Here is a 25693-nt window from a genome sequence, read left to right on the forward strand (position 1 = left end):
TCACCAATAATCAATAACTTAAATCGCCTCTGTGTTACTCTTCGCCCTCTGTGGTGAGTTTTGACAACCTCCACGAACTCACCCTCCCGTAAGGCTTCGGACGATCGCGGCCGATCAGAACTTGAATTTGGGGTTCTCCGGTTCGGTGTGCGACTCTTCCATCAGCTTCGTCAGCTTGCGGACGATATCGGGATGTTCGGCAGCTACATCATGTTCTTCCCTGAGATCACTCTCCAAGTCATAAAGTTCCATTGTAGAGTTGCCCTTACGGATGTTGTTGACAATTCCTTTCCACTTACCCATGCGAATGGCTTTGAGACCGATCACCGGATCGGGATATTCCCAATACAGGTATGCATGTTCTTTCTGTTCTCCGGTCTTGCCGAGCAGAGTGGGCAGGAAACTGATTCCGTCAGTCGGCGGACAATCAACCTTCGCAATATCCGCCAAGGTAGGCATCATATCCTGAAATCCGCAGATATGGTCGGTCTGAGTGGAAGGTTTGATCTTTCCGGGCCAAGTAACGATGGCGGGTATCCGTATTCCGCCTTCATGTACAAAACATTTTCCCCAGCCATACTCCGACTTGAAAAGGCCTCCACTATTGAACCATGGCGAATCGCTTCCACCGTTAAAGGTCGGACCGTTATCGGAAGTGAACATGATGATAGTATGGTCATACAAATGATCTGCCTTGAGTTTCTCTATCAATCTGCCTATCTGTTCGTCGAAGTAACTGATCATGGCAGCATAAGTAGCATGCGGATACCGACAAGGCATATATCCGGCTTTCCCGGTGTAAGGCGCCTCGTCTCCAAACTTTTCGACATAGTGTTTCACCCATTTCTCCGGTGCCTGTAATGACACATGCGGAAGCGGAGTAGTCCACATCAAAAAGAAAGGCTTCTTCTTGTTCTGTCCGACAAACGAAATCAGCTCATCAAAAATAAGGTCATTGGCATACTCCTTCTGTGAAAATTTGGCATAACTGGCTTCATCGCGGGGATCTGTTCCGGGATCCAGCCGGGCAGTGTGAGGGTCAAGAACTTTATTGTTCAGATATACACGGTCTTCATCCTTATACAGAAAGGCCGGATAGTAACTGTGCGCTTGCCGCTGACAGTTATATCCGTAAAAACTGTCGAATCCCTGTTTATTGGGAGTACCCTCCGATCCCGGAGCACCCAATCCCCATTTCCCGTAACATCCGGTGACATACCCCGCCTGCTGCATCATCCTTCCGATAGTCATCGTATTGGCCTTCAGAGGATACTGTCCCTCCAGACTCGGATGCACATACATGGAGTCATAGTTCATGATAGCTCCCCGGTATGCCATTTCATCATTGGCCCGTATCTGTGCATGTCCCGAATGCATACCTGTCATCAGCACACAGCGTGCCGGTGCCGAAACAGGCGATCCGGTATAGTGCTGGGTGAAACTGATGCCGTCTTTACACAAACGGTCGATGTTCGGCGTTTCTATTTTCTCCGAACCATAACAACCGATATCCCCGTAACCCAAATCATCCATAATGATATATATGACATTGGGGCGAGATTCTTTCACCTGGCTTTTGGCCGATAAAGCAAATATAGATAGTCCGATATAGATTTCTATTCTTTTCATGATTGGTTTCTTTTTTTAGTCCCATTTATAGTTTACATCTACCTCTTTTTTCAAGGCAGGACCGAATGCATATCCCTGCCGTTCGAACCATGGCTGTTTCAGAAGAACTTTACCGTAAAACTCATCGAAACTTAACGGTTTGCCGGAATACCACATTTGTTCGGCAAGTGCGAGAATACGCGGAAAGACACGACGGTCAATCCTATCTTCCGTCACTCCATCGTCTGTCCACAATGCAGAACTCATTCCGAGGATCAGTGGATTTTCTTCCTGCCGCCTATAGGACGGATTATGCAGATATACGTCCTCCAGATCGAAAGTGCGGTCCTTGTCGTATCCCCTCCAAGGAGTTAGGGGAAAGTTGAGATAGGTGTAATAGTTCGTACCGCAAATCACCGGGTAATTATGCCTGACAGCGTTCTTCAAAGCCAGATCCTTATGTCCTCTCCAGTTCCACCACTGTATAACCACATTATCCGGCAACGGATAACCGTCTTTATAAATCACATCTCCCCAAAAGATTGCCTTTCGCCCTTTCCGCTTCAGGTAATCTGCCATTTGGGCCGAGAACCATAATTGCAGGTCATGGCTGCCTTTTAATTTTTCTTTCGCAATCCGTGCCTGGCAATCCATACATTTATCCCAGTTTCCTTTAGGTGCTTCATCGCCTCCGAGATGAATATAGACGGACGGAAACATCCGGCACACTTCGTCCAGTACATTCTGCAGGAAAGTGAGTGTATTATCTTTGCCCGCGCAAAAAATATTCTGTGTAAAACCGCTTTGGGGTACTTTCACCGGAATGTTGAAACATCCCAACCCAGGATACGCATTGAGCGCCGCCTCGGCATGTCCGGGCATGTCGATCTCGGGAACAACCGTAATGCCTCGATCCGCCGCATAGCCGACAATCTCTTTCACCTCTTCCTGAGAGTAGAAGCCCTGTTGCTCCGGTCCCTGTCCTACGAAAGCTCCGATCCGAGTCAGGAGCGGATAGCGTTTTATCTCGATACGCCAGCCGAGGCCCTCGGTCAGATGCCAATGAAAGTAATTCATTTTCAGCATCGAAGCCATATCGATATACTTCTTGATGGTAGAGACCTTCTGGTACTGACGTCCCGAATCCAGCATAAAGCTACGCCATTTCACCCGCGGAAAGTCAGTAATTTCTACACAAGGGAATATCAACTTGTTTCCTACCCGTATGCTCCATTGTCTCAGGCTCTGAATGGCATAAATAAAACCGGCGTTATCTGCCGCACAAACAGTTATTTTCGCAGGAGTAACAAGAATGCGATATCCCTCTGCCGGAAGTGTAGTATCTTTCTCCCAGCAGATTTGGCTATGCTCCTTCTCTCCACACCATTCCATATCACTTTCCGGTATCAGTTTTTCATAAAACAAACGTAGGAAAGAAGCGGAAGTATCTTGAGCATGCATCCGTATGGCACCTTGGAACTGCAACTGTCCATTGGCTTTTTCAAGGTAGTCAGGTGTAGGCAAGATGATTTGTCCGCATAGGCGGATGGCGTGCGAACCGAGGAAAAACAGTATTAAAATCAGGTATTTCATTTAAACATAGTATTTATAGTGTGACAAGAAACAGCCCAAAGATAAGAATTTCTACGGACAGTCTCTTATCACACGGTTAAAACCATTTGTCAATCAGGAAAAGTTCCTACTTTACTCCGTCATCCCAACCCGGATTTTGGGTTAACTGAGGATTCAGCACCCTTTCATTACGTGGAATAGGATTCAGATAATAATATTCGGGCCAAGTATGGGTTTGTACAGGATGGAATTCAAGATATCCCTCTACACCTCCTCCGTCAATCGTCACCTTCGTTCCGGCCGGAAAATCCGATGCTTTGACGTACATACCCAGCTTCTTCTTTAATGCGTAATGGCACTTTTTCCACCTCCGCAGATCATCAAACCTGAACCCTTCGGAGAATAACTCGATACGCCGTTCGCGACGGACCTCCCACAATAAAGGATCGACAGCATAATCACCCGGATAAGAAGGGTCTCCCAAATCACGTTTAGGATCGAAACCGGCATTGATTTCCGCCACCTTCATAGACGCTACGTTGGCACGGCTACGCAGTTTATTGATCGTCTGATCGGCTACCGACTGATCGAATTCACCCAACTCACACATTGCCTCGGCATAATTCAGCATCACCTCTTCCACCCTGAACAGTGGCATATCGGTCTCTTCATTTCGCTGCGATCCCATCGACAGGTAAGTGCAATAATACTTCCAGTTATTATACCCAAATGCAGACTTGTACCAAGGCTGATTCTCCAAATAGAAATCGAAATGTGGAACTGCTCCCAGAATACCTCCGTCATACCCTTGGCGGAAAGGCAGTGTCTTCTGTCTCTCTTTGCCACTTCCATACCCTATTCCTAACCGGATATTCAAGCTATCGATGAAACTCCTGTCCTTAGCGACATCGGTGAACTTCCACTTGTTACCCCACGCATCGGTAGAAGCCGAACGATCTACTCTGAAAGGAGGGGTCACTTGCAGCCAAAGTCGATGATCCCGGCAACTGAACTCACTGTACATGTCTTTGTCTCCTTGGAAAAGCGGACTGTTCCAACGGGTTTTACCATCCGAACAAAGATAACTGTCCACCAAATCACGGGTCGGATTATAGTAAGACGCCCCGGTTGTTCCTCCAATGCTGACAGCATGCACAACATTTTCCGCATTTGAGAACTCACGATAGAGTATAACTCCCGGTACGTCTTTCAAATCAAGCGAACAAAACAGATCGTCGTAGTTGTTGCAAATTTCCGGATAAGACTTCATGACCTCGGCAGACACCCGTTTACATTCTTTCAGATAAATATCGGCATCATTCAATCCGTGATACCGCCTCCATGTGCCTTCAAAAATACAAAAACGGGACATAAAAGCCTGTACGACAGCTCTATTAATCGTATTTTCGCCATCACCATTGACGTTGATATGTTGTTCGGCATATTGCAGATCCTCAAGGATATGCTTCGCTATTTCGTCTCTGGAAGCACGGGGACCGTTGATCAACTCCGTATCATTATCACTCAGCACCCGGTCAATCCAAGGTACCCCGCCGTAAGCGGACAACAGTGAGAAGTAGCGGTATGAACGAAAGAAGTATCCGACACTTTTCCAATGCGCTTTCTCTACTTCAGTCATTTGAGAAGCGTCTATACGCCCCAGCATCAGATTGACACGGCGGATAAAGCCATAATAGTTCCAAGCTGTGCCGTCACGCTTATCGGGCACAGTAACCAGCCCCCTGATCCAGTTGCTTTCGCTGCTTCCCCGCGTTTGATTGTATGAAATGTCATCCGTCGAAGTATCACCATATCCTAATGTAGGAAGTGTTTCATACAGTCCCCAAGCATACGCCTTGAAGTTATCATACGTCACAAAGGCCGTCTCTTCCGTCGGATTGCCCAACGGATACCTTTCCATAAAATCATTGTTCAAGCAACCGGTCAAAGCGATCGCACAGAATATAAACAGGGCAAATGTATATTTCTTCATACTATTTCGGTTATTTAGAATGTGACATTAAATCCAAGTGAAAATTTCTTCATAAACGGGTATTCCCATGCTCCCTTTGAAAGCATATCCGACTCTAAGCCCTCCGGCAAATGATCCCATGTATGAAGGTTCTCCCCACTAAAAAAGACCTTGACTTCGTCAAAGTAAATCTGCTTAGTCCATACCTTAGGCAATGTATAGGATAAAGTGATGTTTTGCAGTTTCACATAAGCCGCATTGGCCAGATATTTGGTTTGCTTCCAGCGGTTCGTAGCGGTATTCACACCATTGTTTGCATATACTCTCGGAAAATAAGCATCCGTATGCTCTGGTGTCCAGAAATTAAGAGTTTCTTTAAACAAACTTCCCCATGTAGCGGTAGGCCATGCAATCTGATCGGTACGCCAAAAGTCGCGTTTGCCCACACCACGAAGGAAAATGGAAAGATCAAATCCCTTCCAACTCAAGCCTGCGTTGATGCCATAATGGAAACGCGGCGTAGAGTTACCGATAATACGTTGGTCGCCCGGATCGTCCGCTGTCCCTTTTCCACTCCAGATGGTAGTGGCATCATCATCAAAATTCTTATAAAGCACATCTCCCGGATACACTTTCCCAGCTCCTTTAGGGATAGGAATGCCTTCTTTAAGAGTTCCATCGGCATTGAAATCGTCTTCTCTATAAAAACGATCGGTCACATATCCCCAGATTTCACCAATCTTCTGCCCTTTCCGATAAGTACCCAACAAATTGGTTTCATTGTTGAACTTGGTAATCTCGCTCTGCGAATCGTAAAGGTTGAATCCGATACGGTAACTGAAATCTTTAATGCGGTCTCTCCAGTTGAGTTCCAGTTCCCAACCATAGGTTTTCAGATCTGCGGCATTTTGCTTGGCAGCAGCTACTCCCACCACCCAAGGCAAATCCATACCCGGCGCCAACATTCCTTTCGTATCACGCCGATACCAGTCGAAAGTCCCGTTCAACCTGTTATCAAAAAATCCGAAGTCGACACCGAAGTCAAGCGTATATACTTTCTCCCAGGTAAACGCACTGCTGACCATCGGCGGCGTAGAGAGAGTCGTAGGTTTTTTACCGCCTACCAACCAATTAGTTAATCCCGGAGCCATTTCCGGTATATACGGATAATTGTCCGGCGAGCCATCAGACAGCAAGATAATCTGATTTCCTATCGATCCCCAAGATGCACGGAACTTTAAATTAGACAGAACACTCCGGGTTCCTGCCATAAAAGACTCTTCCGATATGCGCCATCCTCCCGAGAAAGAAGGGAAAAAACCAAACCGATTGTTTTTAGGGAAACGTGAAGTTCCGTCATAACGTCCGTTGGCTTCAACCATGTAACGGTCTTTGTACGAATAGTTAACACGGTAAAAGAGTCCCCTAAGGGCATATTCATTGAATGTGTCTGTAGCCGTTGTAGTTCCGGTAGCTCCCGATATGGACGGCAGGTTGCTCAATAATACATCTTTTCTTTCCGTCCACTGTGATTCGGCGTGATTCTCTTCCTGATTGAATCCCCCCATCACCCCTATATTATGATTACCTATTGAAAAATCGTAATTTGCAAAAATGTTGATCGCATTGTAGTTGTTAAATCCCTGAGTCAGAGCATACCGGGTATTTTCCGTATTATTCAGGATACCAGTAAAATTCATTCCTATGTATTTATACTGCTTCACATACATACGGTTGTAATTTGTCACCCTATTGTATGTATATTCACCTGTTATCTTCAAGTTCTTCAGAGGTGAAATAATAATGCGTCCCAAGGCTCTAAAGTCAGTTTTTTTAACGATACGCGGTTCCCCATAGCGAATATAAGTAGCGGAAGTTTCAGCGGGATAAGTAATCCCGTCCACTTCATAAGGCGAGATATTCTGATAAGAAGGAAGCTGCATGGCACTTCCCCAGACTCCATTCCTTCCGCCTTGTTCCACTTTGTTCTGGGTAGAATTAGCATACCGTATATCCAACTGAGTTGTCAGCCATTTGTTGACCTCCACACTAAGAAAACTCGACAGATTGGCACGTTCATACCGGTCCTTATCCGTAATCAGGATTCCGTCTTCATTGGTATATCCCAAACCGATGCGGTAATTCGTTCTGGAACCTCCGCCCGAAACCGAGAAGCTATGGTTTTTCATAAAACCATAATTTTCCATCATATCCGCAAACATGTCGTTTTCTCTCATCAGGAACAGATTTCCTTTTTCATCGAAAATGTAGCCTTGAGGATATTTAGAAGGATTATCCATATAATCACGTACATACGTTTCCCACTGAGGTATATTCTTGCCATCCACATATGTATCATTGGGCCATCCCATTTCTTTATATGCCAATACGGACTCCAACGGGTTTGCTTTTTGAGGTAATTCCAATGCTTTGGAGAACGAGAAATTATTATTATAATTGAATTTAGGCGCCATATCCTTTTTGCCTTGTTTAGTAGTAATAAGGATCACTCCAAATGCCGCACGTGCCCCGTAAATGGCTGCAGAAGCAGCATCCTTCAAAACAGAAACCGATTCTATATCCTGCGGATCAATCATATTTATATCCATCGGTACATTATTGACCAACACCAACGGACCACCACCGTTGATAGAAGTGGTTCCACGAATATTATACGATAGATTGTCACCGGGCGTACCGGTTGCACCTTCAATTTTTAACCCGGGAACAACTCCCTGCAGGGCCGCCGTAATATTCGCTATCGGACGATCTCCTAATGTTTCCTGCACATTAACAGCTGTAACCGCTCCCGTCAGATTGACCTTCTTTTGTGTTCCGAAGCCGACAACCACTACTTCATCCATCAATTGTGAATCTTCTTTCAACTGAATGACGATTTGAGTTTTTCCATTGGTACTGACCTCTTGCGGCAAATAACCGATATACGTAACCTGCAGCTTGCCGTCCGCAGGAACTTCTAACGTGAACTCTCCGTTGAGATTCGTGATCGTAGCCTGCTTACTGCCTATGGCAAGTACATTGGCCCCTATGAGAGGCTCACCGGTAATGCCGGTTACCTTACCCATTATTTTTTTCATCTGGACAGTTTGTTTGGCAGCAGCTTTCTCTTTTGGCTGCACAGAAGGAGTAATAACTATATGTTCAGGTTCATAGTTACAAGTAAACCCGGTATTCTTCAAAAGAGCATCCATCACAAAAGAAAGCTTTTTGTCTATAAAGTTTTCCTTAATTTTCTTGTTTACATCCAGCTTGGTCTGATTGTATGTCACACTTAACTTGGTTTGCTGCTCTATCTGTTCGAATACTTTTTGCAAAGATTGATTGTTACCATATACACTTATTCGCTGATTCTGCCCGTAAGCAGTGTTATAAATGCATAAAGCGAGAAGTAAAAGGACTATTTTATGAATTTTTACGGATAAAATATTCCTTAAATTGATTTTTAATTTCATAATTTTGTGAGTTAATCAATTAATACTGTTTAAAGTCTCTAAAGGTTAAAAAGTTTTTGATTGATTTCGGGGATCGGAAATGGGTGTGGTAATTTGTTTCCGGTTCCCTTTTTTTCATATGGCAGCTCTCCTTTCTTTTATTTTAGCGGACAAATAGATATGGTTTCGTCCTTCCCCACTTTATAGGTGATACCTCCTACAGTTTTTGTCACAATGTCCAAAACATGAAAGATACTATCACGGTACTTAAACTTTATTGTATAAAGATCCGAGTTGATACGGTCCGATTCTGTCAGATCGGATGATAACCGGATGGATACGGCATATCTTCTTTCCAGCGTTTTCAGGATTTCCCTAAATGATTGAGAGACAAAATTCATTTCACCCTTAGTCCAGCCCGAATAGACGGAGGCGTCTATATTCCTTTTATAAAACTTTCCATCCCGGTTTTCATACTCCAGTTGCTGGTTGGGTTCTAAAGTAACAAAACAATCCGTCTGATTCTTCTTCCTAACGGCAACAGAACCGGTCTCCAATGTGGTAATCGTTCTCTTATCCAAAGGATACGCCTGCACATTAAACTGAGTACCCAGCACACAGACATCCAGGTGATTAGTTTCTACCACAAAAGGAAGTTTCTTGTCTGGTGCAACCTTAAAATGCCCCTCGCCCGAAAGATATACGGAACGAGTGTCGCCTGTAAAATGTGTGGGATATAAAAATACAGACCCGGAATTCAGGGTGATGACCGAACCATCGGGAAGTGTGACTTCTTTTTGTTCACCCTTGGGGACAATACATTCGACAAAACGGACATCGTGCGTATGCAGCCTGACATATACATAGGCAGTAGCAATGGACACCAACGGAATAAGTAGAAAAGCTGCTATACGTGCCCACCGATAAAGGTTTGACGGCTTACATAAAGGAAAGCCTGCTTTTTTTTGAAACTTCCGTAAAGAATGTCGGGTACAGGCATCTGCCGCAGGATGATAATCATCCCATATCTGATGGAGTGCTTTTTCTTTCCGTTCCTTGCCGGACGAATCAAGGAGCCATGTCCAGACTTTGCTTTTAAGATCCGGACTGGCTGTAAAAGCCATAAAGTTGCGTATAATTTTGTATGCGTCAGACATAGTATATTTTATGGGTTATGTATATAAGATACGTAACCCGCCAAACACACACAGTCCGAAAGAGATTTTTTTGGAATAAACTACTAAGTTTATACGATAGTAGCCATAATAACCAAGAGCAATATTTTGCGTATATCGGCCAGAGCCTGGGTCAGATGATTTTCAACCGTACGCTTACTAATGTTTAATTCACGGGCTATTTTCTCATTACTCAGTCCCTGTTCGCGGCTCATCCGGTAGATCTTTTTCCTTTGGGCAGGCATTCTCTCCACAGCGATGGCTATGATCAGTTCCAATTCTTTTGCATCAAGTTCCGCCTCTGTTTCACAATGTTCCGGATGATCATCCGATGTTTGCCAGGATTGATAATTCTGAAATAGCAGGGAACGTTCGATATGCCGGAAAACCGCATTCCGGGCAATACGGAACAGGTATGCATCCAGATTGTCTATCAATTTCAAGTTTCCCCGATTCTGCCACAATAATGCAAAAATATCCTGAGAGATATCTTCCGCCTCTTCAGCATTCTGCAACAAGCCATTAATGAACCCTTTTATTCGAGGGTAATAATCCAGAAAAAAAGCCTCAAACTTTTGAGGACTTTCCAGATTATCCATATCGGCCGGAGACTTCCTTATAAATTTCATCATACAGATATTTTAAGATTGCTCTATGCACACATATCCCACAAATCAGGACAGTTTTTTTAGAGATAATCCACTTAGGTTAACTTTATATTTGTTTTTTATGCCCTTACAATTTTTTATTATCAGCATTTACAAAGTTAAGCCCGGATTATCTCCGGGCTTTCTCCATATCACTGATACTACTGGTGAATGATCAGTGCCGACTGTGCCGGAACCGTTATCTCCGGACCGTACAACAGCCCCAAACCTCGCTCATCAATTACCCCATCTTTGCAGACAACGGTGTATTTGCCTTCAGGTATTGTCAGTTTGGCAGGAACGGAACGAGCATTGAGCACTACGATTATATTGTCCCAAGAGTCTCCGTTCGCACGGTCTTTCAAACGAAAAGCTATCAGGTTAGTGCCCTCCACCGGAAGAAATTCCAGATATTTACGCACCATCTCCGCATCGCCCATACGGAAAGCGGGATGTGCCTTACGAAGACTGATCAGACGTTTATAGTAAGTGAACACATCTTCATGGAGGGTTTTGCGGTTCCAATCGATGGCATTAATGGAATCGGGGCTTTCAAAACTATTATGCACCCCTTTCTTATCGCGCATCACCTCTTCACCAGCATAAATGAACGGAATACCTTGCGAGGTAAACACCGCCGTTTGTGCCAGTTTATCGAGCCGTGCAAGCTGTTCGGGAGTAATATCGGGAATACTTGACTTCAGACGGTCCACCAGGCACATATCATCATGGCAGGACACGTAACTGATCATTTGAGTCGGCTGGGCAGCCCAAGGAGCTTTGCTGTAATTCACAGAGTCATTGTTGACTTGAGGATGCTGGATAGCTCCGACAATTCCGAATTTAATGCTTTCTTCTCCACCGGGAATTCCGGCGAGGAAAGCCCCTTTATGGTTATCATTGAAAGGACCACGCAACGCATCACGCAGTTCGTCGGAGAAAGCGGCAATACCGGGCATCTCGAAAGTATTGGCCTTCATAGCCAGCGAATCCCCCGGATACTGTGGTGCCTCCGCAGCCCAACCTTCACCATAAATAATGATAGAAGGATCAATGGCATTGACTGCCTTGCGGATTTCATTCATTGTCTCGATGTCGTGAATGCCCATCAGGTCGAAGCGGAAACCGTCTATATGATATTCTTTAATCCAGTGGAGCACGGATTCGATCATATACTTACGCATCATGGGACGGTTGCTTGCCGTTTCGTTGCCGCAAGCCGAACCATTTGCCAGCGAACCATCGGGTTTCTGACGATAGAAATATCCCGGAACCGTACGCTCAAAGTTGCTTCCGTCAGTATTGTACGTGTGATTGTACACCACGTCGAGTACTACCCGAATACCGGCTTTGTGGAGCGCCTGCACCATCTGTTTGAATTCACGGATGCGAACAGCCGGATCATAAGGATCAGTAGAATACGAACCATCGGGCACATTGTAATTTTGCGGATCATATCCCCAATTGTATTTATTTTCATTCAGTTTGGTTTCATCCACTGAGGCATAGTCATAAGATGGCAGGAGATGTACATGGGTGACTCCCAGTTCCACCAGATGGTCAATACCGGTAAGCAACTTGGCAGGATTCAGTGTCCCATGTTCGGTCAGAGCCAGAAACTTCCCTTTGTTCCGAATGCCCGACGTGGAGTCAACAGAAAAATCACGATGATGCATCTCGTAGATGACTGCATCCGCAGGTGATTTCAACGGCGGACGCTGATCGTTTTCCCACCCCTGCGGATCGGTGGATTTCAGGTCGATAATGGCGGCACGCTTTCCGTTTACCCCCACCGCTTTGGCATTGATACCCGGCGTATCTCCCATCCATTTATCGTTTACCTTGACATTGAATGTATAGAATTTCCCCATCAGATCTTTACTGACCGTTGCTGTCCAAGTGCCTTCTTCCCCCGGCTCCATAGGAATTGTTTCGTAAGCATGCCCTCCTTCACCCGAATCAAACAACATCAGACGAACTTCATCGGCGGTAGGTGCCCAAAGGATAAACTTAGTAGCCTCCGGTGAATACTCCATCTCCGTGAGACTGCCCGAACGCACCGGATACAGCTCATAAGACGCATATTCTTTCTTGGCAGGAGTACAACTGACTACAGCCGTGGCCGCAGTCACTCCGATAAAGGCAAGATAGTTCATTTTCATGGTTTTTCTCTCTATTAAATTATTATCTGATTAATTAAGTAGCCCGCGGCTACTTCACCCTTTCCGGGTTCTTGGCTATAAAATCTTTCCAACCGCTATACCCTTTCTCCATCACAGGACGCCCCATCTGCAGGAAATGACAATAGGCAGCTGCCAGTCCGTCGGTAGCATCCATAAAGACAGGCATGTCTTCTTTGGCAAAATGCAGCATGCGTTGCAGCATGTCGGCCACTTGCTCTTTTGAAGCCTGCCCGTTACCGGTAATAGCCATTTTTATTTTAAGCGGAGCATATTCGGTAATAGGAATATCTCGACTCAGCGCGGCAGCCATTGCCACTCCTTGTGCACGTCCGAGTTTCAGCATAGACTGCACGTTTTTCCCGAAGAAAGGGGCTTCAATCGCCAGTTCATCCGGCAAGTAGCTTTCAATGATGCTCAGTACCCGTTCATGTATATGGCGCAGTTTAAGGTAATGATCGCCGAATTTACGCAGGTCGATAATCCCCATAGCAATCATCTCCGGCTTAGTCCCCCGGACACGCAGCACTCCGTATCCCATGATCGTTGTACCGGGATCGATGCCCAGAATAATCTTCTCTTTAACCGGCTGAATCACTCCAGTACCTCCATCAATGTCGGAAATCCGACTACTTTATCCTTGAATATCTTTACCAACTCTTGGTTAAGCCGTGCACCTTGTTCCTGATGCCAGCGATGCAAAAGGCTGGAATTATCCACCTCCCATTGGAGTGAATAAGAAGTGCCCTCGTCACGATGGCTCAACACACGGCAGATACGTGGTGCACGGAGTACTCCGTGTTTCTCTACTTCAGGGATATAACTTTCTTTGATCCAGATCAGGAAATTGTCATGAACCTCGTCATCCACCTGAAAAGTGGTATTGTATATCAGCATATTTTTTATCTTTTGATGATTATTTCCGCAAACATAGCAATTATTTCAGAATAATGCATTATATTTGCCGCATCAAAACAGATAAACGTTCGCAAACGTTATCATGAAAACAACGGGGGGTTAGCTCATCTGGCTAGAGCGTAACACTGGCAGTGTTAAGGTGATCGGTTCGAGTCCGATACTCTCCACACCCAATTAATAAAAATAGTAAATATTTCATCATTAAAATGGGGAAATCCGTGAGGACTTCCCCATTTTGTTTTTTATCCGGTTCTACATCAGTTTGCCACAGATCATGGACCAATGTTCCTCCCACACTCGATAGCCTCTCCCCTATCTCTACAACACGAAAAGTTTTCGTTTTATTCGGAACTGAGGATCAAGGGAAAAAAGAGCAACTACACAATTAATGACCAAACCGGAAACGAAGTTTATGCCAAAAGCCATCTTCTTTCTTTTTTCCTTCCACCGATGCAACCTCTGAGTCTGTATGTGTCGTGGTCTCTGCTTCCACTCCTGTTACCACTTCTTGTATAGAGACCTTCACCTTTTTCTCAAAATTCCTTTTAATCCAAACTTCAAGGACTATTCCGGCATAATCGCAACTGCGTATAATTTTCAAATGATTTTCCAATAGCTGTATCTCCCACTCGATTTTTCTGACCTCTTCACGCAAACTAATGATCCGGTCATACAGCTTTGATTTGCAGCATTGCAATTTCCCCACTTCAGAACGTTGGCCGTGTAGGTCTGTCGGCACCTCCGGTGTCTCTACAAGCGCTTCTCCGGAGCTTGCGGCATCTTCGTCCTTTTCCGGCCCGGCTATTTTTATACGCTCCCGTCCGCCAAGTACCTCTTCCAGTGTTTTTAGACGATTCGACAATTCATCTTTCTCTTTTTCCAAGCATCTATTCTGCTTGGACAGACTCTCATTTCTGTTCCACAAATCAGTATTACGTCTGCGCGCAGCTTCTATCATTTGCCACTCTTCCATCTGTTGCTTCTTGAACCACTCAACGCTCTTCCGACTTCTGGAAAGTTCTGATTGAAGCCCATTGATGATTTCGTTTGTACTTGCGGGCAGATCACTCAACACCTTCCTGAATTCCTTGATGTATTCGCATACAGAATCGAATCTCATTCTGGCGGCTACCTTTGAAAGAGGAGAGGCGGCAAAGGCACTATTAAACAGTTTTTGCTCTTCGGTACTCAAGCCACCCACCACCATAGACAATATCCGGCGCACGATGGGCGCAAAGTCATCAAAGAGGCGCATCTTAAGCGCGGCATCTTCGTCCTTCTCAAGTTCCGCCTCGATGCGCCGTTCAAACTTCCCACAAAGTTGTTCGTAATTAGTGGTCAGGCGCGCCAACCGCTTCTCGTTTCCGATCAATCTCTGTACACTCTCGTCGTCAATCAACACCACGCTACCCACAGTCGAAGAGGTTATCTCACACTCCCGTATCCATCCGAGCACCCGCGATTCGCTGATCCCATACTTATCAGATATACTTTTTACTGACATCCAATCGGCCATATCCATACAATTTAAGGTCTGCAAGATTGTACATAAGATCCAAAGCATCCGTAATTCACCTTATGACGAAAAGAATAGCTATCGTGCCCAATCACTCCCCCGCATCGGCTAAAATAATCATTTTTCACAGAACAACCTATTATTTGTAAAAAAAGAAAGTTATTTTTATTTTATCTCTTATATATGTCAATATGGTAGCGGTTGGAAAACCATTGAAAGGCATGCACGTTACCGACTCACTGCCCGAACTTATCTTGAAGTATCAACAAACCAAAAAAAGAAAGAAAAATATCTCTACCCTTCTGATTATTATACACCAATGAAAAACTGAAAAGCCACAGAAGTCATAAAGTAATTACCAAAGAAACATCTTTTTCCTTTATCATAGAGTTTCACTTCTTTGTTTCTCCTTTGTGTACCCCAAGTACTCTGTGATGAATTCAGCCGACTGACACATTTTATTTCTTTCTATCTCCTTTGATTGCAATATTATTGTTACTTTTGCAGCAATTTAAAGAAAAACCGAATAACAATAAATCGCAAGATATGATAGCTAAGATTAATCAACTTCTTGAAGAGGTAGCAGCCTTGAAGGCTGCCAATGCCGAAGAACTCGAAGCTCTCCGCATCAAATACCTTAGCAAGAAAGGAGCCATCAACGACTTGATGGCAGATTTCCGTAACGTGGCTGCCGAACAGAAAAAAGAAGTCGGCATGAGGCTCAACGAGCTGAAAACTAAAGCACAAGAGAAAATCAACGCACTGAAAGAACAGTTCGACAACCAAGACAACGGACAGGACGATCTGGACCTGACCCGTTCGGCTTACCCTGTGGAACTGGGCACACGTCACCCGCTCTCCATTGTACGCAATGAAATCATCGATATCTTTGCCCGTCTGGGATTCAACATCGCCGAGGGTCCGGAAATCGAAGATGACTGGCACGTGTTCTCGGCACTTAACTTTGCCGAAGATCATCCGGCACGCGACATGCAGGATACATTCTTCATCGAATCACACCCCGACGTGCTACTACGCACACACACTTCGTCGGTGCAGAGTCGTGTAATGGAAGTTTCACAACCACCTATCCGCATCATCTGCCCGGGACGCGTTTACCGTAACGAAGCCATCAGCTATCGTGCACACTGCTTCTTCCACCAGGTGGAGGCGCTGTATGTGGACAAAGACGTTTCTTTCACCGACCTGAAACAGGTGTTGCTTCTCTTCGCCCAGGAGATGTTCGGTGCCGATACGAAAATCCGCCTGCGTCCATCCTACTTCCCGTTCACAGAACCCAGTGCTGAAATGGACATCAGCTGTAACATCTGCGGCGGAAAAGGTTGCCCTTTCTGCAAACATACCGGATGGGTGGAAATCCTGGGATGCGGCATGGTAGACCCCAATGTGCTTGATGCCAACGGAATTGACAGCAAAGTCTACAGTGGCTATGCCTTAGGTATGGGTATCGAACGTATCACAAACTTGAAATATCAGGTGAAGGACCTCCGGATGTTCTCCGAAAACGATACCCGTTTCCTAAAGGAATTCGAAGCGGCATATTGATTTACGATCAGGCGATTTACAATTTACAATTGAAATTACCTCCCGACATGAAGGAGGTAAGAAAGATGTGTAGAGAGTAAATCGTCTAATTCGCTTCAAACTTCGTGTTCTTCACAGGATGAAGTGGCTTCAATCGCAAATCGTCCAACTGTTAATTATGAAACCATAATGAAAGATAGGCTTGTCACTCCCGGTTATGTCTTGATACTGGCAGCAAACTTCCTTTTATACTTTGCCTTCTACTTGATTCTGCCTGTACTGCCTTTCTATCTGACTGAAGTTTTCCAAACCGGAAATGCGGCAGTAGGCGTTATTTTATCATGCTACACTGTGGCCTCGCTCTGTATTCGCCCCTTTTCAGGCTATCTACTGGACACACTGGCACGCAAACCGCTCTATCTGATCGCTTATTTCGTGTTCATAACCGTCTTCGCGGGATATATCCTGGCGGGAGTACTGTCATTATTCATTATGCTCCGTGTAGTGCACGGACTGGCCTTCGGTATGGTGACCGTAGCAGGAAACACCATTGTAATCGACATCACTCCTTCTTCACGACGAGGAGAAGCAGTAGGCTACTACGGACTGATGAACAACACCGCCATGAGTTTCGGACCGATGATCGGGCTTTTCATGCACGACACTTGTTCATTCGAAACCATCTTCCTCTGCTCACTCCTCTCCGGCACAGCCGGTTTTGTAGCTGCATGTCTGGTGAAGACTCCTGTCAAGCAACCGGTCAAGCGGGAGCCAATCTCACTTGACCGCTTCGTATTAATAAAAGGTATACCGGCCGGCGTTGCCCTGCTCTTGCTATCTATCCCCTATGGCATGACAAGCACTTACATAGCCATGTATGCCAAAGAAATAGGAATCACACTCAGCTCCGGTCTGTTCTTTACGTTCATGGCAATAGGCATGGCCGTCTCACGTATGTTCTCCGGACGGCAGGTGGACAAGGGACACATCACGCAGGTTATCACTCTGGGACTTTATCTGGTGTGCATTTGTTTCTTCACTCTTTCTGCCTGTGACAAACTGATGCAGATAAATCCCGAACTAACCGATGTGCTTTTCTTCATGGTAGCACTGCTGCTGGGAGTCGGGTTTGGCACCATGTTTCCAGCCTTCAACACGCTGTTTGTCAACTTGGCTCCGAACAGCCAACGCGGCACAGCCACTTCCACCTATCTCACCTCGTGGGATGTAGGCATCGGAATCGGTCTGGTTCTGGGCGGCTATATCGCCCAATTTACCTCGTTTGACATGGCCTATCTCTTCGGAGCCTGCCTGACAGTGATCTCCACCTTCTATTTTAACTTGAAAGTCGCACCTCATTATCATAAGAACAAATTAAGATGACAAAGAAAGAACGTTATGAAAAAGTAATCGCCTGGTTTCAGGAGAATGTACCCGTAGCCGAAACGGAACTGCATTACAACAACCCGTACGAACTGCTGATTGCCGTTATCCTCTCCGCACAATGTACTGACAAGCGGGTGAACATGATCACCCCGAAAATCTATCAAGACTTCCCCACCCCGGAAGCACTGGCCGCTACTACTCCGGAAGTGATATTCGAGTACATCCGCAGTGTCTCTTACCCTAACAATAAGTCAAAACACTTGGTAGGCATGGCACGAATGCTGGTGAGTGACTTTAACAGCAAAGTGCCCGGTACCCTTGAAGAACTGATCAAACTGCCCGGAGTGGGACGCAAAACAGCCAACGTCATCCAGTCTGTCGTATTCAACAAGGCGGCCATGGCTGTAGACACACATGTATTCCGAGTGAGCCACCGCATCGGACTCGTGGGTGATGCCTGCACGACTCCTTTCAGTGTAGAAAAAGAACTGACGAAAAACATCCCCAACGAATTGATTCCCATTGCTCACCACTGGCTTATTCTACACGGACGTTATGTCTGCCAGGCACGTACACCCAAATGTGAAACCTGTGGTTTGCAATTAATGTGTAAATATTACTGTGAGAAGTATAAAGTTAGCAAAGACACACCGAAGAGGAAGAATAAATAACGATTTCATAGCAAAAAAGAGAAATTAATACTAACTTTGCGGTCATCATAAAAGAAACTAACACTTTTAAAGTAAATAAATAAAGTATTATGCAGACAATTGACAATTTCAATTTTGCCGGTAAAAAGGCATTCGTTCGCGTGGACTTCAATGTACCCTTGGACGAAAACTTCAACATTACAGACGACACTCGTATCCGTGCTGCACTTCCTACGCTAAAGAAGATTCTGGCAGACGGTGGCAGCATCATCATCGGTTCTCACCTGGGCCGTCCGAAAGGCGTTGCCGACAAATTCTCTCTGAAACATATCGTTAAGCACGTGTCAGAACTGCTGGGCGTTGAAGTTCAGTTTGCTAACGACTGCATGGGCGAAGAAGCTGCCGTGAAAGCTGCCGCTTTACAACCGGGCGAAGTGCTGTTGCTCGAAAATCTCCGTTTCTACGCTGAGGAAGAAGGCAAACCGAGAGGACTGGCTGAAGACGCAACCGACGAAGAAAAAGCCGCTGCCAAGAAAGCCGTGAAAGAAAGCCAGAAAGAATTTACAAAGAAACTGGCTTCATACGCTGACTGCTACGTAAACGACGCATTCGGTACGGCTCACCGTGCACACGCTTCTACGGCATTGATCGCCAAATACTTCGATGTGAACAATAAGATGTTCGGTTACTTGATGGAGAAAGAAGTGAAGGCCGTTGACAAGATATTGAACGATATCAAACGTCCGTTTACAGCCATCATGGGTGGTTCTAAAGTGTCTTCTAAGATCGAAATCATCGAAAACCTGCTGAACAAGGTAGACAACCTGATCATCACAGGCGGTATGACATATACTTTCACCAAAGCTATGGGTGGACAGATCGGTCTGTCTATCTGCGAAGATGACAAACTGGATCTCGCCCGCGAACTGATGCAAAAGGCTAAAGACAAAGGTGTAAATCTGGTATTGGCTGTTGACGCTAAGATCGCCGACTCTTTCTCTAACGATGCCAACACTAAATTCTGTCCTGTGAATGAAATTCCTGACGGATGGGAAGGTCTTGACATCGGTCCTAAATCAGAAGAAATCTTTGCCGAAGTGATCAAGAATTCCAAGACTATCCTTTGGAACGGCCCGACAGGCGTATTCGAATTCGAAAACTTCACTCACGGTTCACGCTCGGTAGGCGAAGCTATCGTAGAAGCTACTAAGAACGGAGCTTTCTCACTCGTTGGCGGTGGCGACTCTGTAGCTTGTGTCAACAAGTTCGGCCTGGCAAACGGTGTATCTTATGTTTCTACCGGCGGTGGAGCATTGCTTGAAGCAATCGAAGGAAAAGTTCTTCCGGGTATTGCCGCTATTCAGGAATAAGACTAAAGTGAATCACTATAAAACAGAAAAGGCAGCCCCTCACGGAGTTGCCTTTTTTAAAAGGAAAAAGTCAAGAGTGAAACCCTTTTTCAGCATCATATTACTGCTTTTTTTATCAGCCTGTGCAGACAAAAAAGAGGGACATACGCTGTCATCCGAACTTCAGCCTCTGACTTTCGGACTAATGCCTTCTTTCGACGGACTGCCTCATCTGATTGCCGCCCGCTACGGTGTTTATGATTCGCTGGATATAAAAGTCAACTTCATCACTTATGCCTCGGCAACCGATCGTGACGCTGCTTTCTTATCGGGCAAACTGGATGGTATGCTCACCGACTATCCGTGTGCCGCCCTTTTACAGACCAAAGGAGTCCGTTTGCGTCTGGTTATGGAAAATGATGGCTGCCTTAGCCTGATAACAAGCAAAAAATATGATGTCAGGAATCCGGAAGACCTAAAAGGGAAAAACATTGCCATCTCTTGCAATACCCTGATAGAGTATGCCACCGACGAAGTAATGAAACAGGCCCGTCTTACTCCCGGTGAAGCGAACAAACCCGAAATCAACAACATTTTTTTGAGGCTGATGATGTTGGAAAACGGACAGATTACAGCATCTTTCTTGCCCGGTCCGGCAACGGCAATCGCGGTAAACGACGGACACACAGTATTGCTGAATACAATCCAAATGGGGATACATTCCGCCGGAACGGCTTTCACAGAAGAGGCCATCAAAGAAAAAAACGAAGAAATAAGGAGGTTTATCACCGGATACAATCTCGGCGTGAAATACCTGCAAACTTATCCCCGGGATAAATGGGGGGAGATATTAACACAAGAATTCGGACTGCCGGAAACAGTGGCTGCCCAGGTGGACTTGCCCGATTATCGACCTGCCATGTGTCCGTCTTCTCACGACATAAAAAAAGCTATTGCCTGGCTGAAGAACAAAGGAGCAATCCCCGGTAACTATCAGGGTGAAAACTTAGTAGATACGACCTTCATTCCCGGCCAATTCAAACCATAATAAATACAACAAAGTAAAGATGAAAAACACATTCCTATTAACACTTGTGCTGCTACTGGCAAGCGGCAACCTGAATGCACAGGAAAAAAAAGAGGGTATGACGGTAAACAAAGTCGTCAATACGCTAAAAGAACGGATCACCCTTGCCGGATATGCGCAGCTGGGATATACTTATGACGATGCAGCGAAGAAAACCAATACATTCGACATCAAACGAATCATTTTCATGGCTCACGGACGAATCACCGACCGTTGGACCTGCGATTTCATGTACGACTTTTACAATGGAGGTATGCTGCTCGAGGTTTATACCGATTATCAGATTCTACCCGGACTGAAAGCCCGCATCGGAGAATTTAAAGTCCCTTATACGATCGAGAACGAATTATCACCCACGACAGTGGAACTGATTAACTGCTACTCACAGTCTGTGTGTTATCTGGCAGGGGTAAGCGGCAGTGACGTAGCTTGTGGCATGACATCGGGACGCGACATCGGTGCGATGATCCACGGAGGACTACTGAACGACCTGCTATACTACAAACTGGCGGTGATGAACGGACAAGGACTCAATATCAAAGATAAAAACAATCAAAAAGATATCATCGGCAATCTGATGGTAAATCCACTGAAATGGCTGTCGGTAGGCGGTTCGTTTATAAAAGGAACAGGACATGCCGTCGCCGATTCGGAAATAACCGGTATCCCGGCAGGGGAAAACTACACCAAAAATCGCTGGAGTATAGGAGGTATCATCACGACAAGCCCGTTCAGCCTCCGTTCCGAATATCTGGCGGGAAAGGACGGAACTGTGAAAAGTGACGGTTTTTATGCCACCGGAAGTTGCCGGCTCCTACGCAACTTCGACCTCGTAGTTTCATATGACTATTTCAACGCAGATAAAGCCATCGGCCGAAAACAGACGAATTACATAGCCGGACTGCAATATTGGTTCTATCCCAAATGCAGACTGCAAGCACAATATACTTTTTGCGACCGGAATAAGGGAAAAGACAGTAACCTGTTTCAGGCGCAGGTACAGGTAAGATTCTAAAACGATAATCAATGGAACATAAAATCAGCGAACCCAATGCCCGTGTAGACGTGGCCGATGTACTGAGAGGACTGGCTGTGATGGGGATCATCATCCTGCATAGTATCGAACATTTTAATTTCTACTCCTTTCCGGATGCCATCCCCGGCGAATGGATGAAGTTTACCGACAGAGCTATCTGGAACGGGCTCTTTTTTGTCTTCAGCAACAAAGCTTATGCCGTATTTGCCCTGCTGTTCGGCTTCAGTTTCTATATTCAGGATAACAACCAACAACGCCGTGGTAAAGATTTTCGCCTCCGGTTCATCTGGCGGATGGTGCTACTGTTCATCATCGGACAGTTCAACGCTGCTTTTTTTACAGGTGAAATACTGACGATGTATGCCATGCTCGGTCTGATACTCCCTCTGTTCTGTCGCCTCGGTAGCCGCAGTGTAACCATCTTCGCTACCCTGCTTATCCTGCAACCGATAGATTGGTTCAAAGTGATCTATGCTCTCTGCAACCCGGATTATGTACCCGGTCCCAGCCTGGCTTCCCACTACTTCGGGATTGCTTTCGACGTGCAGAAAAACGGTACCTTCCTTGAAACGATCCGCATGAACCTCTGGGAAGGGCAACTTGCCAACCTGACTTGGGCATTGGAGCACGGACGCATTCTGCAAACGCCTGCCCTCTTCCTCTTCGGTATGCTGGTGGGACGTAAGGGACTATTCCTTTATAGCGAACAGAACGAACAACGCTGGCTCAAAGCATTAGGTATGTCACTCTTATGTTTCTTTCCATTATATGGTCTGAATAACATGCTGCCGGGATTCATCACGCGCGATGCCCTCCTGATTCCCTTGCAACTGATCATAAGCTCTTTGAGCAACCTCAGCTTCATGGTATTGCTGGTCAGCGGACTGCTTATCACTTTCTACCGTGTCAAAGACCGCAGATTCCTGATGCGTTTCACCTCGTATGGCAAGATGAGTCTGACAAACTACATCGGACAATCCGTCATTGGCTCACTTCTTTTCTACCACTGGGGGTTTGAATTGGGACGTTTCTTAGGAATTACTTACAGTTTCTTTTTTGGCATTCTTTTTGTACTTCTTCAAATGGCCTTCTGTTCCTGGTGGCTCGGTCACTTTAAACATGGTCCCTTCGAAGGCCTATGGAAACGCCTCACTTGGATTGGAAACAATAAACGAAAGTAAATTATGAACGAACAACTTATCAACGAACAATATCAATACATCCTCCGCCTGATCGGACAAAAACGACTGAAGGAGGCGCTGACTCAACTGGAATCATTCCTCTGGAAGTGTCCGGAATGGTCGCTCCGTACCCGCCTGGAGCAGATACAGACTTCGTACAACTATATGCTGCAATACATGCGCCAGGGGGTAGAAGACCCGGAGCGTAAGAAATTATATCAAAGATTGCTGGCCGATACTCTTGAAATCACCGATCAGGCACGTATTACACTACTCGACAGCGTATCAAGCCATTATTATCATCAATATCGTACGCGACGTACTGAGGAACTTTCTCCCCTTACCCTGGAGATGCTGATACACACGCTTGAATCGTTCAATGATGACCTGGCCGTAAGCGGATTCATTTCGGATCAAAACATGGATGAAGTTTTGAAACGTCACGAAGATAATCTGCGGATTCTGTTCCTGCAAACTTGGACCAATAGCAACTGGAGTACGGAAGAAAGTACAACTGCACAATCCATGCTTCAGTCCGAGTTACTTCCGGTGAACGATCTTTGCCTTTTTACAAGTGCCGTTACCCTTAGTCTGATGGAATGTTTCGATCTCCGAAAACTTCTGTGGCTGATAGATGCTTACCGTCACCCCAATGTACAGATCAGCCAGCGGGCTCTGGTAGGAATCGCTTTTATTCTCCATGCCTATTCACCACGTATCGATTTCTATCCGGAAATCAATTTACGTATCACGGCACTGATGGAAGAAACCGCATTCGAAAAAGAACTGCTACGCGTACATATCCAAATACTTCTCAGTCAGGAAACGGAGAAAATCGACAAAAAAATGCGTGAGGAAATCATTCCCGAAATGCTGAAAAGCATGTCTCCCATGCGCAACATGAAGTTTGGTTTCGAAGAGTCCGATGAAGAGAAAGATGACACCAATCCCGACTGGGCCGATGCTATAGAGAAATCCGGACTGGGTGACAAGTTGCGTGAAATGAACGAATTGCAACTGGAAGGTGCCGATGTATATATGAGCACATTTGCACAACTTAAAAGCTATCCGTTCTTCAGAGAAATCTCCAATTGGTTCTATCCTTTCGACAGACAACAATCGGCTGTCATTAAAGAGTTTCGTAACCGGGAAACAGAAGGAGGAAGTCTGTTGGAAATCATCCTGCAGTCGGGTTTCTTCTGTAACAGTGACAAGTATTCGCTGTTCTTCACCATGCAGCAATTACCGCAATCACAGCGTGACATGATGTTGAGCCAGCTCACGGAACAACAAATGGAAGAATTGGCAGATCAGTCGAAAGCCGAAACACTGAAGAAATTTTCCGAACGCCCCGATACGGTAAGTAACCAATATCTGCACGACTTATACCGCTTCTTCAAATTGAATATGCGAAGACAGGAATTTCGCGACTTGTTCAAAGAGGCCATCTGCCTGTACAGCAATCCGGCATTGGAAGACATGTTGTTCAACCCGGATGCTCTGCTGGCTTTAGCCAACTTTCACTTCAGAAAAGAGCACTGGGAAAAAGCAGCCGAAGCCTATGACAAAGTCGCCTACATGGTCCCACGAGAGAATGAAGCTGAAGTTTACCAAAAGCAGGGCTACTCTCTGCAAAAACTGAAACGATATACACAAGCCATCGAAGCCTATCGGAAAGCAGATACCCTCAAACCGAACAACTTATGGACTAATCGCCATTTAGCCATTTGTTATCGTCTCGACCGACAATTCCGCAAAGCTTTGGAATATTACCGAAAAGTGGAAGAAGTATTGCCGGAAGACACTAAAGTAATTTTCTATATTGGCAATTGCCTGGCAGAGACATGGAATTACGAAGAAGCACTGAACTACTTCTTCAAACTCGATTTCCTGGAAAGTGATTGCATCAAAGCATGGCGTGCCATCGGTTGGTGTTCGTTCATGACAGGAAAACGTGAACAAGCCATGAAGTACTATGATAAAGTGATTGCCCAAAAGCCGATGCCGGTAGACTACCTGAATGCCGGTCATGTGGCATGGTCATTGGGAGATATAGAGAAAGCCGTGCCTTTCTACTCCAAAGCCGCAGAACTCTATGGCAGTAAAGAGCAGTTCCTTGAGATGTTCCGCAAGGACGAGGATATCATCATAGGAAAAGGTATTACCCCCGATGATATTCCATTGGTTCTCGATCTGATTTAAAACAAACAAGAAAGAAAAAACGAACAGGGTGTCCGATTGTGGACACCCTGTTTTTTTTATAATCTATTAATAATGAAGCTTCTAAATTCTGGCATACCTATTGATTCTTACTCTACAGAAAATAATCTGAAAAAAGATTGTATACCCGTGCAACTTAAATTCAAGTAACAACGTCTAACAAACAAAGAAAGATATAAACTAATTAAATAATAAAGGA

18 protein-coding genes and 1 tRNA gene are annotated in these 25693 nt (G+C 45.4%); 9 read left to right on the forward strand and 10 right to left on the reverse strand.

What is annotated here, in order from left to right:
* Nucleotides 1-114 precede the first annotated feature (114 nt).
* From KO473_RS14530 to KO473_RS14570, 9 genes are all read right to left on the reverse strand, one after another.
* Nucleotides 115-1629: an arylsulfatase gene (locus KO473_RS14530; protein WP_005821144.1), complete on the reverse strand. Its 1515-nt coding sequence runs from the start codon at nucleotides 1627-1629 to the stop codon at nucleotides 115-117.
* A 15-nt stretch (nucleotides 1630-1644) separates the two neighbouring features.
* Complete coding sequence (locus tag KO473_RS14535; RefSeq protein ID WP_005821145.1) at nucleotides 1645-3201, reverse strand: beta-N-acetylhexosaminidase; 1557 nt, start codon at nucleotides 3199-3201, stop codon at nucleotides 1645-1647.
* Between the two features lie 106 nt (nucleotides 3202-3307).
* A complete protein-coding gene (locus KO473_RS14540; RefSeq protein ID WP_005821147.1) occupies nucleotides 3308-5173 on the reverse strand; it encodes a RagB/SusD family nutrient uptake outer membrane protein in 1866 nt (621 codons plus the stop codon).
* Between the two features lie 14 nt (nucleotides 5174-5187).
* Nucleotides 5188-8625, reverse strand: a complete 3438-nt coding sequence (locus tag KO473_RS14545; protein WP_216035110.1) for a TonB-dependent receptor — start codon at nucleotides 8623-8625, stop codon at nucleotides 5188-5190.
* 137 nt (nucleotides 8626-8762) lie between these two features.
* On the reverse strand, nucleotides 8763-9761 hold the full coding sequence (locus tag KO473_RS14550) for a FecR family protein (protein WP_005821151.1): 999 nt from the start codon (nucleotides 9759-9761) through the stop codon (nucleotides 8763-8765).
* Between the two features lie 89 nt (nucleotides 9762-9850).
* A complete protein-coding gene (locus KO473_RS14555; RefSeq protein ID WP_005807607.1) occupies nucleotides 9851-10408 on the reverse strand; it encodes an RNA polymerase sigma-70 factor in 558 nt (185 codons plus the stop codon).
* 179 nt (nucleotides 10409-10587) lie between these two features.
* Entirely contained in the window at nucleotides 10588-12588 is a 2001-nt protein-coding gene (gene pulA, locus KO473_RS14560) for a type I pullulanase (RefSeq protein WP_005780569.1), read from the reverse strand.
* A 49-nt stretch (nucleotides 12589-12637) separates the two neighbouring features.
* Nucleotides 12638-13204 (reverse strand): crossover junction endodeoxyribonuclease RuvC, encoded by a 567-nt coding sequence (ruvC, locus tag KO473_RS14565; protein WP_005780571.1) that lies wholly within the window; start codon nucleotides 13202-13204, stop codon nucleotides 12638-12640.
* The gene (locus tag KO473_RS14570) at nucleotides 13201-13503 is read right to left on the reverse strand and encodes a DUF4286 family protein (RefSeq protein ID WP_005821157.1); all 303 of its coding nucleotides are present in this window, start codon (nucleotides 13501-13503) and stop codon (nucleotides 13201-13203) included. Before KO473_RS14570 ends, ruvC begins: the two co-directional genes overlap by 4 nt.
* A 114-nt stretch (nucleotides 13504-13617) precedes the next feature.
* Here KO473_RS14570 and KO473_RS14575 point away from each other — a divergent pair.
* Nucleotides 13618-13691, forward strand: a tRNA-Ala gene (locus KO473_RS14575).
* Between the two features lie 218 nt (nucleotides 13692-13909).
* Here the strand turns inward: KO473_RS14575 and KO473_RS14580 are convergent.
* Nucleotides 13910-15046 carry a hypothetical protein gene (locus KO473_RS14580; protein WP_232303456.1) on the reverse strand — a complete coding sequence of 379 codons (1137 nt, stop codon included), beginning with the start codon at nucleotides 15044-15046 and terminating at the stop codon, nucleotides 13910-13912.
* A 540-nt stretch (nucleotides 15047-15586) separates the two neighbouring features.
* Here KO473_RS14580 and pheS point away from each other — a divergent pair.
* The 8 genes from pheS to KO473_RS14620 all read left to right on the forward strand — a co-directional run bounded on the left by pheS (nucleotide 15587) and on the right by KO473_RS14620 (nucleotide 25476).
* Nucleotides 15587-16606: a phenylalanine--tRNA ligase subunit alpha gene (gene pheS / locus KO473_RS14585; protein WP_005780578.1), complete on the forward strand. Its 1020-nt coding sequence runs from the start codon at nucleotides 15587-15589 to the stop codon at nucleotides 16604-16606.
* A 168-nt stretch (nucleotides 16607-16774) separates the two neighbouring features.
* Complete coding sequence (locus KO473_RS14590; protein ID WP_005780580.1) at nucleotides 16775-17968, forward strand: MFS transporter; 1194 nt, start codon at nucleotides 16775-16777, stop codon at nucleotides 17966-17968.
* Entirely contained in the window at nucleotides 17965-18642 is a 678-nt protein-coding gene (gene nth / locus KO473_RS14595) for an endonuclease III (protein WP_005821162.1), read from the forward strand. Before KO473_RS14590 ends, nth begins: the two co-directional genes overlap by 4 nt.
* A gap of 89 nt (nucleotides 18643-18731) precedes the next feature.
* Nucleotides 18732-19991: a phosphoglycerate kinase gene (pgk, locus tag KO473_RS14600; protein ID WP_005807633.1), complete on the forward strand. Its 1260-nt coding sequence runs from the start codon at nucleotides 18732-18734 to the stop codon at nucleotides 19989-19991.
* Nucleotides 19992-19998: 7 nt separating this feature from the next.
* Nucleotides 19999-21018, forward strand: coding sequence for an ABC transporter substrate-binding protein (locus KO473_RS14605; protein ID WP_005821165.1), 1020 nt, complete (start codon nucleotides 19999-20001; stop codon nucleotides 21016-21018).
* 19 nt (nucleotides 21019-21037) lie between these two features.
* Entirely contained in the window at nucleotides 21038-22072 is a 1035-nt protein-coding gene (locus tag KO473_RS14610; protein ID WP_005807639.1) for a porin, read from the forward strand.
* Between the two features lie 11 nt (nucleotides 22073-22083).
* Nucleotides 22084-23274, forward strand: a complete 1191-nt coding sequence (locus tag KO473_RS14615; protein ID WP_005821167.1) for a DUF418 domain-containing protein — start codon at nucleotides 22084-22086, stop codon at nucleotides 23272-23274.
* A 3-nt stretch (nucleotides 23275-23277) separates the two neighbouring features.
* Nucleotides 23278-25476 carry a tetratricopeptide repeat protein gene (locus KO473_RS14620; RefSeq protein WP_005821169.1) on the forward strand — a complete coding sequence of 733 codons (2199 nt, stop codon included), beginning with the start codon at nucleotides 23278-23280 and terminating at the stop codon, nucleotides 25474-25476.
* The last annotated feature ends 217 nt before the right edge of the window (nucleotides 25477-25693 follow it).

This window comes from Bacteroides sp. HF-4919 (genome assembly GCF_018860125.1).

Excerpts from the sequence above, each read along its gene's own strand:
- KO473_RS14540 (WP_005821147.1), bottom strand. The coding sequence starts at position 5,173 with ATGAAGAAATATACATTTGCCCTGTTTATATTCTGTGCGATCGCTTTG.
- pulA (WP_005780569.1), bottom strand. The coding sequence starts at position 12,588 with ATGAAAATGAACTATCTTGCCTTTATCGGAGTGACTGCGGCCACGGCT.
- KO473_RS14570 (WP_005821157.1), bottom strand. The coding sequence starts at position 13,503 with ATGCTGATATACAATACCACTTTTCAGGTGGATGACGAGGTTCATGAC.
- KO473_RS14530 (WP_005821144.1), bottom strand. The coding sequence starts at position 1,629 with ATGAAAAGAATAGAAATCTATATCGGACTATCTATATTTGCTTTATCG.
- KO473_RS14535 (WP_005821145.1), bottom strand. The coding sequence starts at position 3,201 with ATGAAATACCTGATTTTAATACTGTTTTTCCTCGGTTCGCACGCCATC.
- KO473_RS14545 (WP_216035110.1), bottom strand. The coding sequence starts at position 8,625 with ATGAAATTAAAAATCAATTTAAGGAATATTTTATCCGTAAAAATTCAT.
- pheS (WP_005780578.1), top strand. The coding sequence starts at position 15,587 with ATGATAGCTAAGATTAATCAACTTCTTGAAGAGGTAGCAGCCTTGAAG.
- KO473_RS14615 (WP_005821167.1), top strand. The coding sequence starts at position 22,084 with ATGGAACATAAAATCAGCGAACCCAATGCCCGTGTAGACGTGGCCGAT.
- KO473_RS14620 (WP_005821169.1), top strand. The coding sequence starts at position 23,278 with ATGAACGAACAACTTATCAACGAACAATATCAATACATCCTCCGCCTG.
- KO473_RS14550 (WP_005821151.1), bottom strand. The coding sequence starts at position 9,761 with ATGTCTGACGCATACAAAATTATACGCAACTTTATGGCTTTTACAGCC.
- KO473_RS14590 (WP_005780580.1), top strand. The coding sequence starts at position 16,775 with ATGAAAGATAGGCTTGTCACTCCCGGTTATGTCTTGATACTGGCAGCA.
- KO473_RS14580 (WP_232303456.1), bottom strand. The coding sequence starts at position 15,046 with ATGGATATGGCCGATTGGATGTCAGTAAAAAGTATATCTGATAAGTAT.
- KO473_RS14555 (WP_005807607.1), bottom strand. The coding sequence starts at position 10,408 with ATGAAATTTATAAGGAAGTCTCCGGCCGATATGGATAATCTGGAAAGT.
- nth (WP_005821162.1), top strand. The coding sequence starts at position 17,965 with ATGACAAAGAAAGAACGTTATGAAAAAGTAATCGCCTGGTTTCAGGAG.
- KO473_RS14610 (WP_005807639.1), top strand. The coding sequence starts at position 21,038 with ATGAAAAACACATTCCTATTAACACTTGTGCTGCTACTGGCAAGCGGC.
- pgk (WP_005807633.1), top strand. The coding sequence starts at position 18,732 with ATGCAGACAATTGACAATTTCAATTTTGCCGGTAAAAAGGCATTCGTT.